We start from the raw sequence: 14,209 nt of genomic DNA on the forward strand, positions 1-14,209 counted from the left end.
ACCACTCGGATCCTGTTCGCACAGTGGGATCGATGGCTTGTCGCTCCCCTTGTCCCGTGTTAGCTTGCAGCCGCCGTGAGGTTCTGGTTGCTCACGGAAGGGTCGGAATGGCCAGGGCCGTCCCGGTTCCCGGTGTCTCGTGGGGGCGAGAGGCTCGAACGGCGGGGGTTCAACAGGCATGGTCGGCCAACGGGATGATCGATCGGTCCGGCTCGCGCCGCCGGTCAGATCGCGGCTCTTCCGGCTCTACGGCTCCATGGTCCCGCCCGCCACCCGCGAGCGGATCAAGACGAGCCTGTCGCCGCGCATGATGTCCTTCCTGGTGCGCTTCGCCGTCCGTCGGGGTACGACTCCGGCTGGCGCCGCCGGCCGCAGGACCCGCCGCTACCGGGCCTCCGGGCTCGTCGCGCTCGGCGCCGAACACGGCCGGATCGTGGCGCAGACCGTGCACCGGGCGACCCCGCTGGCGGCCCGGCGGGAGACGCTGCGGCAGGTGCTGGAGATCCTCGACGGCGCCGGTGTGGCCCACTTCGTGGTCCGCGGCGTCGACGACCTGGCCAGTGCGGTCGCGGTGAGCGCCGCCGACCGCCCGGCGGTGCTCCGGGCGCTGCGGGCCGCGGCCAAGGCGCGCCCGTTCTACTTCGCCGAGGTGATCGGCCAGCACGTACGGTCCCGGCGCCGCGGCGACGACGGCAGATTCTGGCGTACGGCGCAGAAGGCGGAGGTGGTGCGGGTCGTCCGGCACTACCTGGACAGCGGCGTCATGTTCGGGGCCGAGTGCGGGTGCGACATCGAGTTCTGGCTGCCCGAGGACGGGATGCTGCACGCGCCGCGGCCCAACCGCGCCGCGGACCTGGTGCCGGAGCAGGGGCCGGCCACGCTGCTGGGCGAGGAGTCGTTCACCCGGCTGTCCTCGGTGGACGCCACCGGCTGGGGCTCCTACCCCACCCGCGAGGAGTTCGCGGGCGACCTGCTCGACGACATCACGTTCCCGGTGGACGCCGTCTACACGTGGGTGGACGGCGCCGACCCGGCCTGGCGCGACCGCCGGGACCGGGCGCTGCGCGAGCGTCCCCCGGTGCTGGGCCAGGCGGCCAACGCGTCGCGCTACCTCAACCGCGACGAGCTGCGCTACTCGTTGCGCTCGCTGTGGATGTTCGCGCCCTGGGTGCGCCGGATCTGGCTGGTGACCGACGACCAGGTGCCGCCGTGGCTGGATCCGAGCCACCCGAAGGTGACCGTGGTGAGCCATGCCGAGCTGTTCGGCGGCCGCGGGGCGCTGCCCACCTTCAACTCGCACGCGATCGAGTCGCAGCTGCACCACCTCCCGGGCCTCAGCGAACACTTCGTGTACTTCAACGACGACGTGTTCCTGGGCCGGCCGTTCCCGCCCGGAAAGCTGTTCCACGCCAACGGCATCGCGAAGATCTTCCCGTCCCGCGCGAAGGTCGACCCCGGTGAGCTGGGCGCGGACGCGGACATCCCGGCCACCGCGGCCGGGCGCAACAACCGGCGGCTCGTCCAGAAGGACTTCGGCCGCCACGTCACCTACAAGATGAAGCACGTGCCGCACGCGCTGCGGCGCAGCGTGCTCGCCGAGATCGAGGAGCGCTACCCCGAGGAGCTGGCCCGCACCGCGGGCAACCCGTTCCGCGATCCGGAGGACGTCTCGCTGACCTCGTCGCTGTTCCAGTACTACGCCTACGCGACCGGCCGGGCCGCGGTCGACTCGATCCGCTACATGTACGCCGACCTGTCGTCGCCGACCACCGAGGCCATGCTGCCGCTGCTGCAGGCCAAGCGCGACTTCGACGTCTTCTGCCTGAACGACACCGACACCGACCCGGCGCAGTTCGACCGCCTGCACCGGCTCATGGAGTCGTTCCTGTCCCAGTACTTCCCGATCCCGGCGCCGTGGGAGAAGTGAGCAGCACCGTGTCCGACCCCACCGTGCCCGCGTACGACGTCGCCGTCGTGGTGCCGATCTACAACGTCGCGGCGTACCTCGGCGAGTGCCTGGACTCGATCGCCGGGCAGACCGTCTTCGCGCGCTGCCAGGTGCTGCTCGTCGACGACGGCAGCACCGACCTGTCGCCCGAGATCGCGCAGCGCTTCGCCGGGTCGCACGAGAACGTCGTGTACCTGCGGCAGGAGAACGCCGGGCCGGGCGCGGCCCGCAACCGCGCGCTGGACCTGGCCGACGCGGCGTACGTCGGCTTCTGCGACGCCGACGACGTGCTGCCGCCGCAGGCGATCGAGCTGCTGCTCACGGCGATCCGCACGCACGGCGCGACGATCGCGGTCGGCAACATGGACACCTTCCCGGCGCGCACCGACTTCGTCTGGAAGAAGCACTTCGGCAAGGGCGACCGGGTGTTCTCCGGCCTGGCCGACGCGCCCGACCTGATCTTCGACGCCGGGCCGTGCCACAAGCTGTACGACCTGGCCGCGCTGCGCGCGTCGGGGCTGCGCTTCCGGGAGGGCGTGCACTTCGAGGACGCCTTCCTCTGCGTGCCGATGTGGCTGCGCGCGGAGCGGATCGCCCTGGTCGACCGCTTGGTGTACCGCTACCGCCGCCGCCCGACCGGCGACTCCATCATGGACGGCCTCTTCGTCCGTCCCGCCAACTACTGGGACCACCTGCTGCTCAACGAGACGCTGGACGCGCTGCGGCCGGGCCTCGACCTGTTCCGCAAGGAGGCCCTCGAACGCTTCCTGGTGCGCAGCTACCAGGGCTTCGCGATGCGCGCGCACGAGCTGTTCGGCGAGGCGGACCTGCGGCGCATGTTCGACGCCTGCTGCCGCATCTACCGCGACATCGACATCTCGTTCATCGTGAAGTGGACGCTGGACACCCGGCACCGGGTGGCGTATCTCGCCTGCAAGGCCGGTGACTTCGAGATGTTCGCCCACCCGGACCGGGCCCTGCGCGGCGTGCTGGCCTCCGGCGGCGACCTCTTCCTGGACTACCCGGCGCCGTCGGGCTGGCTGCCGCTGCTCAAGAGCTCCGGCATGAAGGCGTACGCCGAGCAGGTCCGGCTGTCGGCGGACGGCGCCGAGCTGGAGATCTCGGGGCAGTTCACGATCAACGGGCTGCCGCTCACCGACCCGGACCGGGTGTCGCTGGCGCTGCGCCTGGTGGGCAGCGCGGTGACCGTCCCGGCGCAGGCCGTGTACCGGTCCGACATCGCCGCCGCGCGGCCCGACAACGCCTGGGGCGGGTTCACCGCCCGCGTCCCGGCCGCGAAGCTGCGGCCGGGCGTGCACACGGTGCGCCTGGTCGTGGACACCCCCACCGGGCAGGCGTCGCGGACGTGCGCGGTGAGCGCCGCCTACCTGCGCGACGCGTATCCGCGCCGGGTGAAGGGGCGGGTCGTCATCCCGCGTACGCCCCGCACGGGCGAGCAGGCGCTGCTGGTGGTGCACCCGCTCCGGAGCCGCCGGGAGCGGTTCAAGGCCCGGATGTGGTCGCTGCGGCAGGACTACGAGCAGTACCGGCGGCGCGACCCGTTCTGGCGGCACCGGCTGGTGCGGCTGCTCACCCTGCCGCTGATGCGCCGCCGGGACGTGTGGCTGCTCGGCGAGCGCCACGACACCGCCCAGGACAACTCGTACCACCTCTTCCGGCACCTGCGCGGGCAGCGGCGGCGGCACGTCTACTACCTGCTGCGCAAGGGCAGCCCGGACCGGGCCCGGCTGCGCGGCCTCGGCAACGTGGTGCGGCACGGGTCGCTGCGGCACAAGTTCCTCATGCTGCACGCCAAGCGGCTGATCAACTCGTACGACATCGACTCGTACATGCTGCCGCCGGACTGGGACCGGCCCGCCTACCTGCGGCACCTGAGCTGGCGGGTCGGGGCGCGCCGGGTCTTCCTCGACCACGGGGTGGTGGACAAGGACCTCAGCACCGGCATGCACCGCGGCCGCTTCCCGGTCGAGCTGTTCGTCACCTCCGCGGCGCGGGAGACCGAGTACGTCGCGGAGCGGTTCGACCTGCGGGAGCGGGCGCAGACCCTGGGCCTGCCGCGCTTCGACGGGCTCGTGCCGGAGCGGGGCTCGCGCCGGGTGCTGTTCATGCCGACGTGGCGCTCCTACCTCGTGGTGCCCTCCTACAGCCGGGCGGCGGCCGCGAAGCAGGAGTTCCGGGGATCGACCTACCACCGCTTCCTCACCGACTTCCTGGAGAGCCCCCGGCTGGCCGAGGCGCTGCGCCGGCACGGGTACCGCCTGGACTTCCTGCCGCACTACGAGATGCGGCACGCCGTGCTGGGCGCGGTGGCGCAGAGCGACGTGGTCCGCATGATCGACCAGGGCACGGAGAGCGTGCAGGACGCGCTGCGCCGCTGCGACCTGTTCGTCACCGACTGGTCCTCGACGGCGTACGACGTCGCCTACCTGGGCACCCCACTGGTGTACGCCGAGTTCGACCCGGAGGAGTACCGGGCGGGCCACTACCGGCCCGGCTACTTCGACACGGCGCGCGACGGCTTCGGGCCGGTGTGCGGGTCGGCGGAGGAGGCCGTCACGGCCGTGATCGGTTACCTGGCGCGCGACTGCGTACGGGAGGACGAGTACACCCTGCGCGCGAAGCACTTCTTCGAGCACCAGGACCGGGAGAACAGCGCCCGGGTGGCGCGCGCGATCGAGGCCATCCGATGACCGGCGGCCGGTGAGGCCCGGCCGCGGGGCGGGCTAGGCTTGGGCGTCCGCGACGAGGGGGATGTCAGTGATCAGCGTATTCGACCTGTTCAAGATCGGTATCGGGCCGTCGAGCTCGCACACGGTCGGGCCGATGCGCGCCGCGCAGATCTTCGCGGCCGGGCTGAAAGCGGACGGGAAGCTGCACGAGGTCGCCTCGGTGCGCGCCGAGCTGTTCGGCTCGCTGGGCGCCACCGGCCACGGTCACGGCAGCGACAAGGCGGTGCTGCTCGGGCTGGCCGGCGAGGACCCGGAGACGGTCGACACCGCCACCGCCGACGCCCGCTTCGCGGACATCAAGCAGGCGGGCCGGGTGGCGCTGCTGGGCGTGCACGACGCCGCCTTCGAGCTGACCCTGCACCGCCGCCGCTCGCTGCCGTACCACCCGAACGGGATGACCTTCGCCGCCTTCGACGCGGCGGGCGGCAGCCTGCGCGAGCGCACCTACTACTCGGTGGGCGGCGGCTTCGTGGTGGACGAGAACGCGGCCGGCGCGGACCGGATCAAGCCCGACGACACCCCCGTGCGCTTCCCCTACCGCACCGGCGCCGAGCTGCTGGCGCTGACCCGGGACACCGGCCTGCGGATCAGCGACATCGTGCTGGCCAACGAGCTGTCCTGGCGCTCGGAGGCCGACGTGCGGGCCGGGCTGCTGCGCATCTGGCAGGTCATGCAGGACTGCGTCGAGGCCGGCTGCACCAACGAGGGCACCCTGCCGGGCGGCCTGAAGGTGCGCCGCCGGGCCGCCGAGCTGCAGCGCACCCTGTCGAAGGAGCACTACGCGACCGACCCGCTGCGGGTCATGGACTGGATCACCCTGTTCGCGCTGGCCGTGAACGAGGAGAACGCGGCCGGCGGCCGGGTGGTCACCGCGCCGACCAACGGTGCGGCCGGCATCGTGCCCGCGGTGCTGCACTACTACGCCCGGTTCGTGCCCGGCGCGAACGAGGACGGGGTGGTGCGCTTCCTGCTCACCGCCGCCGCCATCGGCGTGCTGTTCAAGGAGAACGCCTCCATCTCCGGCGCGGAGGTGGGCTGCCAGGGCGAGGTCGGCTCGGCCTGCTCGATGGCGGCCGCCGGCCTGGCCGAGGTGCTGGGCGGCAACCCGGCGCAGGTGGAGAACGCCGCGGAGATCGCGATGGAGCACAACCTGGGGCTGACCTGCGACCCGGTCGGCGGTCTGGTGCAGATCCCGTGCATCGAGCGCAACGCGGTCGCGAGTGTGAAAGCGATCACTGCGGCCCGCATGGCGCTGCGCGGTGACGGGAATCACTTCGTCTCCCTGGACAAGGTGATCAAGACCATGCGGGAGACCGGCGCGGACATGAAGATCAAGTACAAAGAGACCGCGCGGGGCGGTCTCGCCGTAAATGTGATCGAATGTTGAGCCGTTCGGCGGGGTGTCACAGCGCGCGGGGGCGCTGTTAGCCTTGTGCCCGCCACGTCCGACCCACGCAGGCCGGGCGTAGGACCCTATGACCCCGTGTGCGCGGCGTCCGTCGACTACCGTGATCGGGAATTGGCTTGTGAGCAGCAGGGAGGCCGGGTTGACCTCGAGTATCGCGGCGGTGTGGAGTCATCGCAGCGTGCTTCGCCTGCTGGTGCAGCGCGACCTGACCGTCAAGTACCAGCAGTCCGTGCTGGGCTACCTGTGGTCGCTGATCGAGCCGCTGACCATGGCGGCGATCTACTACTTCATCTTCGGTGTGCTGTACGGCGGTGGCCGCGACGGCCTGAGCGGCACCGACTACATCATGTTCATCCTCTCCGGCATCTTCGCCTGGATGTGGGCGAACAGCGCGATCAGCGAGTCGACCACGGCACTCGTGTCGCAGGCTCGGATGATCACGACCATCAAGGTGCCCCGCGAGATCTTCCCGCTGGGCCGGGTGGTCGGCCGCTTCGCCGAGTACGTCGCCGGCCTGCCGATCCTGGTCCTCGGCGCGATCATCTTCAAGGCCGACTTCGGCTGGCACACCCTCTACGCGCTGCCGCTGGCCGTGCTCGTGCAGGCGATCTTCCTGGTGGGCATCTCGCTGCTGCTGTCGTCGCTGAACGTGATGCTGCGGGACGTGGAGCGCTTCATGCGCCTGGCGCTGCGCATCCTCTTCTACGCCGCGCCGATCATCTACCCGCTGAGCCAGGTCACCGGCTCGGACATGCCGCAGTGGGTGAAGATCGTCTACCAGGCGAACCCGCTGGTGGGCATCTTCCAGCTGCACCACGCCGCCTGGTTCGCCAACGAATGGCCGTCGCCGGCGCTGCTGGCCGCCTCGATCGGCGGGAGCCTGCTGGTCTTCCTGTTCGGGTGGCTGATGTTCCGCAAGCTTGAGCCGTCGGTGCTGAAGGAGCTGTGACCGTGTCCGACCCCATCATCAGCGCCCGCGGCCTAGGGGTCCGCTTCAGCAAGGGCCGCCGCCGCAACCTGCGGGTGCGCGAGATGCTCTTTTTCGGCAGCAAGCGCGACCCCAACAAGACCGAGGACAGCTTCTGGCCGCTGCGCGACCTGTCCTTCGACATCCGCCCCGGTGAGGCCGTCGGCATCATCGGCAAGAACGGCACTGGCAAGAGCACCCTGCTCAAGATGATCGCGGGCGTGCTCATCCCGGACGAGGGCACCGTCGAGGTGCACGGCAAGGTGGCCCCGCTGCTGGAGCTGTCGGCCGGCTTCTCCGGCGACCTGACCGGCCGCGAGAACGTGATGCTGGTCGGCGCCCTGCACGGGATGAGCCAGAAGACGCTCAAGGCCAAGTTCGACGAGATCGTCGACTTCGCGGGCGAGCAGGTGGCGCGCTCCATCGACTCGCCGGTGCGGCACTACTCCTCCGGCATGAAGGTGCGGCTCGGCTTCGCGGTGATCGCGCAGCTGTCCCACCCCATCCTGCTGGTCGACGAGGTGATGGCCGTCGGTGACGCCGAGTTCCGCAGAAAGTGCTACGGCACGATGGAGAAACTGCTGGCAGAAGGCCGCACGCTCGTCCTCGTGTCGCACAATGAAGGGGACCTCACCCGCTTCTGCACGCGCGGGCTGTACATCAACGGCGGCCAGCTGACCGTCGACGGCACGGTGCAGGAAGCGCTCGACGCCTACAAGGGACTGGTTCGTACGTGACACTGCTGAGCGTGGTCCTGCCCGCCTACCGCGTGCAGGGCTACCTCAGGCAGTGCCTCGACTCCATCCTCGACCAGGGCTTCGACGACGTCGAGGTGATCGCGGTCGACGACCGTTCGCCCGACCACTGCGGCGAGATCCTCGACGAGTACGCCGCCCGCGACCCCCGGGTCACCGTGCTGCACCTGCCCGAGAACGTGGGCCTGGGCCACGCCCGCAACGCGGGCCTGGAACGGGCCACGGGCGAGTACGTCTGGTTCGTGGACAGCGACGACGCGCTCAAGCCGGGCTCGCTGGCGGCGATCGCGGCCCGGCTGCGGGTGGACCAGCCCGACGTGCTGATCGTCGACTTCGAGCGGTTGTGGCCGGTCGGCAAGGGCCGGCGCAGCGGCATGCGGCGGCAGCTCGCCCGCGAGCCCGGACCCGACGGGGTGGACATCACCGCCCGGCCGGTGCTGATCAAGACCATCCACACCGTGTGGAACAAGATCGTACGCCGCAACCTGCTGGTCAAGCTGGACCTGCGCTTCGGCGCCGGCTGGTACGAGGACGTCTCCTGGACGTACCCGCTCATGGCCGCCGCGGAGCGGATCTGCGTGCTGGAGCGCAACTGCTACTCCTACCGGCAGCGCCGGGTAGGCGCGATCACCCGCACCCAGGACGCCCGGCACTTCGAGCTGTTCGACCACTGGGAGCGGGCCTGGCAGCTCATCGACGGGCTGGGGCCGCGCGCCGACGAGGTCCGCCCGCTGATCTTCGAGCGCATGATCTGGCACTGCATGACCGTGGTCGGCAACGACCACCGGCTGCCCCGGCGGCTGCGCCGGCGCTGCTTCCTGCGCATCGCCGACATGTTCGACCGCTACCTGCCGCCGGGTGGCTACGCCGAGCCGCCGGGCAAGGACGGCCTGCGCTACCGGCTGGTCGCGCGCCGGGCGTGGGTGCCGTACTGGCTGATGCGCTCGCTGACCCGGCTCGGGCGGCGCACCGCGGCACTGTCCCGGTCGGTGCGCGCGACAGCGCCCAAGGTCGCCGGGCGGCTGCGCAAGGGGCCCTCGGGCCTGTTCGGCCGCGCCTACTACGAACTCCAGCGGCTGCTCCCGGTCGACGACCGGCTCGCCCTGTACGCGTCCTACTGGTATCGCGGGGTGTCCTGCAACCCGGCCGCCGTCTACCACGAGGCGCGGCGGCTGGCCCCGCACGTGCGCGGGGTGTGGCTGGTCCGGCCGGAGTCGGCGGACCGGATCACCGACGGCACGCCGGTGCTGCACGACGGCTCGCGCGCCGCGTTCCGGGCGCTCGCGCGCGCCCGCTTCCTGGTCAACAACGTGAACTTCCCGAACTACGTGCGCAAGCGCCGGGGCCAGGTCTATCTGCAGACCCACCACGGCACGCCGATCAAGACGATGGGCCTGGACCAGCAGTACCATCCGGCTGGCGCGGGCATGGACTTCGAGGCGATGCTGCGCCGCTGCGACGCGTGGGACTTCAGCGTCAGCGCGAACGCGTTCAGCACCGAGATGTGGGAGCGGTCGTACCCGTGCCGCTTCGAGGCGCTGGAGACCGGCTACCCGCGCAACGACCGGCTGGCCCGCGCGGACGCGGCCGACGCGGCGGCGGCCCGTGCGGCGCTGGGCATCGCCCCGGACCGCGTGGTGGCGCTGTACGTGCCGACGTTCCGGCCGGAGCCGATGACGCTGCCCGCGTTCGACCCGCGGGCGGTGGCCGACGCGCTGGGCCCGCGCGGGCTGGTGCTGGTGCGCGGGCACTACCTGACCGAGGACCGCTTCCCCGACGGCGACCAGGTGCGCGACGTGTACGACCACCCGGTGGTCGAGGACCTCTACCTCGCCGCGGACGTGCTGATCAGCGACTACTCGTCGGCGGTGTTCGACTTCGCGGTGCTGGACCGGCCGATCGTGCTCTACACCCCGGACTGGGACGAGTACCGCCGCAACCGGGGCGTGGTGTTCGACGTGGTCGCCCAGCCGCCGGGGCCGGTGGTCCGGGACCTCGGTGAGCTGGTGACGCTGCTGCGGGAGGGCCGCCAGGGCGAGGACGCGGCGCTGCGGCGGGCGTTCCGGGAGCGGTTCTGCGCCTGGGAGGACGGGCACGCCGCCGAGCGGGTGGTGCGCCGGGTGTTCCTGGGCGAGCGGGCGAACACCCGGTGAACGTTTCCGAACGTGCCCTCTAGGGGCGTTTGTGCTGGGTAGGGTGTCCGCGTGCTCCGTTACGCGACACCTGAGGATCGTGACGAGGTGTTGCGCTGGCGCAACCACCCCCAGGTCCGCCGGGCCAGCCTGACCACCCACGTGATCGAACCGGCCGAGCATGCCGCCTGGTGGGACGCGGTCGCCCTGGACCCGCTGCGGCACGTGCTGGTCTTCGAATGGCGCGGACGCCCGTCCGGTGTGGTCATGTTCGACGGGCGCCGGGCGGCCGAACGCGGCGTGATCTGGGGCTTCTACCTCGACGTGGACGGTCTCACCGAGCGCGGCGAGCTGCTCCCGGCCTGGCTGGAGCTGGAGCGGGAGGCGGTGGACTTCGCCTTCGACACCCTCGGCGTGGACCGGCTCGGCGGCGAGACGCTGGCCTGGAACACCCCCGTGCTGCAGCTGCACCGCCGGTTCGGCTTCACCGCGACGCGGCGCTACGAGTGCGTGATCGACGGCGAGCCGCAGGAGGTCGTCTGGACGGAGCTGGCCGCCGCCGACCGGCGCGGCCCTCGTGGAACGGAACGGAGTGCGGCGCATGCCCACCATCAAGATCGGTGATCACCTCGTCGGGCCGGAGCACCGCCCGTTCGTCATCGCGGAGATGTCGGGCAACCACAACGGTTCGCTCGACCGCGCCCTGCAGATCGTGGACGCGGTCGCCGCGAGCGGGGCGCAGGCGCTCAAGCTGCAGACGTACACGCCGGACACGATCACGATCGACGTGGACGCGCCCGCGTTCCGCATCTCCGACGAGCACGGGCTGTGGGGCGGGGAGAACCTCTACGCCCTCTTCCAGCGCGCGCACACGCCGTACGAGTGGCACCCGGCGATCTTCGAGCGGGCCCGGCGGCGGGGGCTGACGGTGTTCTCCTCGCCGTTCGACCACACCGCGATCGAGCTGCTGGAGTCGCTGCAGACGCCGGCTTACAAGATCGCCTCTTCGGAGCTGGTGGACCTGCCGCTGATCCGCCTGGCGGCGCGCACCGGCAAACCGATGATCATTTCAACGGGTATGGCCGACGTCGGCGACATCCACGCCGCCGTGGAGACCGCACGCGCCGCGGGCAACGACCAGATCGTCCTGCTGGCCTGCACCGCCTCCTACCCGTCGCCGCCGCAGGACAGCAACCTGCGCTGCATCCCCGTGCTGGCGGAGGCTTTCGGCACCCAGGTCGGCCTGTCCGACCACACCATGGGCATCGGCGTGCCGGTGGCCGCGGTGGCGCTGGGCGCGACCGTCATCGAGAAGCACGTGACCCTGGATCGGGCCGACGGCGGCGTCGACTCGGCCTTCTCCCTGGACCCGGGCGAGCTGGCCGCGCTGGTCGCCGAGAGCGAGCGGGCCTGGCAGGCGCTCGGCGGCACCCGGATCGGCCCGACCGACAGCGAGAAGGAGGGGCTGCGCTTCCGCCGCTCCCTCTACGTGGTCGCCGACGTGCAGGCCGGCGACCTGGTCACCGCCGACAACGTACGCTCCATCCGCCCCGCCGGCGGCCTGCCGCCCGTCGAGATCGACAACGTCCTGGGCCGCCGCTTCACCCGCCCCGCCACCAAGGGCACCCCCCTGACCTGGGACCTGGTTTAGCCCCGTCGGCCAGGCGATGATCGCGAGTTCGTGTCGAAACCTGTGGTCCAGCCGCACATTCCGACACGAGATCGCGATCATGGCGCGGGGGGCGGTGGCGCGGCGGGGGCGGTGGGGCGTGGCCGCGCGGGGCGGGGGATTGGTGGGACGGATTCTGGGCTTTTCGCGGCGGGGGTGCCGGGAAAGGCCCAGAATTCTTTGTATCGCGTCCCTCGGGGACGCCATTCGCCGGTCTAGTTAACCGGTTCTATAAGTGCGCGGCGCGTGCTGTTAACGCGCTGTTCGACATCGTGGAAACGATCCTCGATCATCCGTGTTGAACACTGGGGAAACTTCGCATTGCAAGCGTATCCAGGCGCTGGATCTGCGATTATGTTGGCACGGCACCGGATTCTCACCGGCCGCCTGGCACCTTTCTCGTCGGGCGATATCCATTGACGTGCAAGGAGCGACAAGTGAGTGTGCTGCGGGGTTCGTCCATTCTGATCACCGGTGGCACGGGATCGTTCGGCAAGGCGTTTCTGCGGTACGCGCTGGACCACCTGGAGCCGAAGCGGCTCGTGGTCATCTCGCGGGACGAGCTGAAGCAGTACGAGGTCCGCCAGATGTTCGGCAACGACGAGCGGCTGCGCTGGTTCATCGGCGACGTGCGCGACCGCGAGCGGCTGACCCGGGCGATGCACAACGTCGACTACGTGGTGCACGCGGCGGCGCTCAAGCAGGTGGACACGGCCGAGTACAACCCCTTCGAGTTCGTGCGCACCAACGTCGGCGGCTCGCAGAACGTCATCGAGGCCGCGATCGACAACGGGGTGCAGAAGGTCGTCGCCCTGTCCACCGATAAGGCGTCCAGCCCGATCAACCTGTACGGCGCGACCAAGCTCGTCGCCGACAAGCTGTTCATCTCGGCCAACCACTACGCCGCCAACCACCCGACCCGCTTCTCGGTGGTGCGCTACGGCAACGTGATGGGCAGCCGCGGCTCGGTGGTGCCGCTGTTCAAGCAGCTCCAGGCCGAGGGCCAGAGCCTGCCGGTGACCGACAAGCGGATGACCCGCTTCTGGATCACCCTGGAGGCGGCGGTGAAGTTCGTCGTCGACTCGTTCGACCTGATGAACGGCGGCGAGCTGTACGTGCCGCGCATCCCGAGCATGCGCATCCTGGACCTGGTCGAGGCCGTCGCGCCCGGCGCACCGATCCACGAGATCGGCATCCGCCCCGGCGAGAAGCTGCACGAGGAGATGATCGCCCTCGGCGACGCCCACCGGACCCTGCGCCTGGCCGACCGGTACGTGGTGCAGCCGACGATCGCCGAGTGGGGCTACGTCCCGCCGGCCGACGGGGCGACGGTGCCGGAGGACTTCAACTACCGCTCCGACAACAACGACATGTGGCTCGGCGTCGACGAGATGCGCGACCTGCTCGGCGCCGACGCCTGACGGCCGCCCTCGGGCGAGAGGAAGGAACCATGCTTCCCTACGGACGGCAGTCGATCACCGACGCGGACGTGGCCGCGGTCGCCGAGGTGCTGCGCGGTGACTGGCTCACCACCGGCCCGCAGGTCACCGCGTTCGAGGAGGATCTCGCCGGGTGGACCGGCGGGGCGCCCTGCGCGGTGGTCAGCAACGGCACGGCGGCGCTGCACACGGCGTACGCGGCGGCGGGCATCGGGCCCGGCCACGAGGTGGTCACCACGCCGATGACCTTCGTGGCGACCGCCTCCACCGCGATCGCGCACGGCGCCACCGTGGTCTTCGCCGACGTGGAGGAGGACACGGCCAACCTGGACGCGGCCGCGGCAGCCGCCGCGGTGACCTCGCGCACCCGGGTGATCACCGCGGTGGACTACGCCGGGCACCCCGCCGAGTACGACGACCTGCGCAAGGTCGCCGACGACGCGGAAGCGCTGCTGATCGCCGACGCGGCGCACGCCATCGGCTCGGTGTACCGGGACCGCCCGGTCGGCTCGCTGGCCGACCTGACCACGTTCTCGTTCTTCCCGACCAAGAACCTGACCACGGCCGAGGGCGGCGCGGTCGCCGCGGCCGATCCGGCCCGGCTCACGGCGGCGAAGCGGTTCCGCGGCATCGGCATGGTGCGCGAGCGCGACGAACTGCGCGAGCCCGACGAGGGCGGCTGGCACCAGGAGGTGCACACGTTCGGGCTGAACTACCGGCTGCCCGACGTGCTGTGCGCGCTGGGCCGCAGCCAGCTGCGCCGGCTCGGCGCGTTCAAGGCGCGCCGGACGGAGCTGACCGCCCGCTACAACGAGGCCCTGGCCGGGGTGCCCGGCCTGCGTACGCCGCCGCAGCGGGCCTGGGTCGATCCGGCCTGGCACCTCTACCCGGTGCGGGTGCTGGACGGCCGCCGCCGGGAGGTCTACGACCGGCTGCGCGCCGCGGGCATCGGCGTGCAGGTCAACTACATCCCGGTGTACTGGCACCCGGTCTTCGCCGATCTCGGCTACCGCCGGGGCATGTGCCCCAACGCCGAGCGCTTCTACGCCGAGGAGCTGTCGCTCCCGCTCTTCCCGGACCTCACCGACGCCGACCAGGACCGCGTGATCGACACGCTGGTCACGGCGCTGCGCTAGGCCGA

10 protein-coding genes are annotated in these 14,209 nt (G+C 71.0%); all 10 read left to right on the forward strand.

What is annotated here, in order from left to right; all coding sequences use genetic code 11:
* The first annotated feature begins 178 nt into the window (after positions 1–178).
* Positions 179–1,927 (forward strand): stealth family protein, encoded by a 1,749-nt coding sequence (locus CS0771_RS08710; RefSeq protein WP_212840538.1) that lies wholly within the window; start codon positions 179–181, stop codon positions 1,925–1,927.
* Positions 1,924–4,659, forward strand: coding sequence for a glycosyltransferase (locus CS0771_RS08715; RefSeq protein WP_212840539.1), 2,736 nt, complete (start codon positions 1,924–1,926; stop codon positions 4,657–4,659). Before CS0771_RS08710 ends, CS0771_RS08715 begins: the two co-directional genes overlap by 4 nt.
* Before the next feature lie 67 nt (positions 4,660–4,726).
* Complete coding sequence (locus CS0771_RS08720) at positions 4,727–6,085, forward strand: L-serine ammonia-lyase (RefSeq protein ID WP_212840540.1); 1,359 nt, start codon at positions 4,727–4,729, stop codon at positions 6,083–6,085.
* 160 nt (positions 6,086–6,245) lie between these two features.
* Complete coding sequence (locus CS0771_RS08725; protein ID WP_212840541.1) at positions 6,246–7,055, forward strand: ABC transporter permease; 810 nt, start codon at positions 6,246–6,248, stop codon at positions 7,053–7,055.
* A gap of 2 nt (positions 7,056–7,057) precedes the next feature.
* Entirely contained in the window at positions 7,058–7,810 is a 753-nt protein-coding gene (locus tag CS0771_RS08730; protein ID WP_212840542.1) for an ABC transporter ATP-binding protein, read from the forward strand.
* Positions 7,807–9,981: a bifunctional glycosyltransferase family 2 protein/CDP-glycerol:glycerophosphate glycerophosphotransferase gene (locus CS0771_RS08735; protein ID WP_212840543.1), complete on the forward strand. Its 2,175-nt coding sequence runs from the start codon at positions 7,807–7,809 to the stop codon at positions 9,979–9,981. Before CS0771_RS08730 ends, CS0771_RS08735 begins: the two co-directional genes overlap by 4 nt.
* 51 nt (positions 9,982–10,032) lie before the next feature.
* The gene (locus CS0771_RS08740; RefSeq protein WP_212840544.1) at positions 10,033–10,584 is read left to right on the forward strand and encodes a GNAT family N-acetyltransferase; all 552 of its coding nucleotides are present in this window, start codon (positions 10,033–10,035) and stop codon (positions 10,582–10,584) included.
* Entirely contained in the window at positions 10,562–11,611 is a 1,050-nt protein-coding gene (pseI, locus tag CS0771_RS08745) for a pseudaminic acid synthase (RefSeq protein WP_212840545.1), read from the forward strand. The genes CS0771_RS08740 and pseI overlap by 23 nt, the downstream gene beginning before the upstream one ends.
* Before the next feature lie 461 nt (positions 11,612–12,072).
* Positions 12,073–13,050: a UDP-N-acetylglucosamine 4,6-dehydratase (inverting) gene (gene pseB / locus CS0771_RS08750; protein ID WP_212845706.1), complete on the forward strand. Its 978-nt coding sequence runs from the start codon at positions 12,073–12,075 to the stop codon at positions 13,048–13,050.
* Positions 13,051–13,079: 29 nt separating this feature from the next.
* Positions 13,080–14,204 (forward strand): DegT/DnrJ/EryC1/StrS aminotransferase family protein, encoded by a 1,125-nt coding sequence (locus CS0771_RS08755; RefSeq protein ID WP_212840546.1) that lies wholly within the window; start codon positions 13,080–13,082, stop codon positions 14,202–14,204.
* Positions 14,205–14,209 lie beyond the last annotated feature (5 nt).

The organism is Catellatospora sp. IY07-71, assembly GCF_018326265.1.
Taxonomy (GTDB): Bacteria; Actinomycetota; Actinomycetes; order Mycobacteriales; family Micromonosporaceae; genus Catellatospora.

Excerpts from the sequence above, each read along its gene's own strand:
- CS0771_RS08710 (WP_212840538.1), top strand. The coding sequence starts at position 179 with ATGGTCGGCCAACGGGATGATCGATCGGTCCGGCTCGCGCCGCCGGTC.
- pseI (WP_212840545.1), top strand. The coding sequence starts at position 10,562 with ATGCCCACCATCAAGATCGGTGATCACCTCGTCGGGCCGGAGCACCGC.
- CS0771_RS08755 (WP_212840546.1), top strand. The coding sequence starts at position 13,080 with ATGCTTCCCTACGGACGGCAGTCGATCACCGACGCGGACGTGGCCGCG.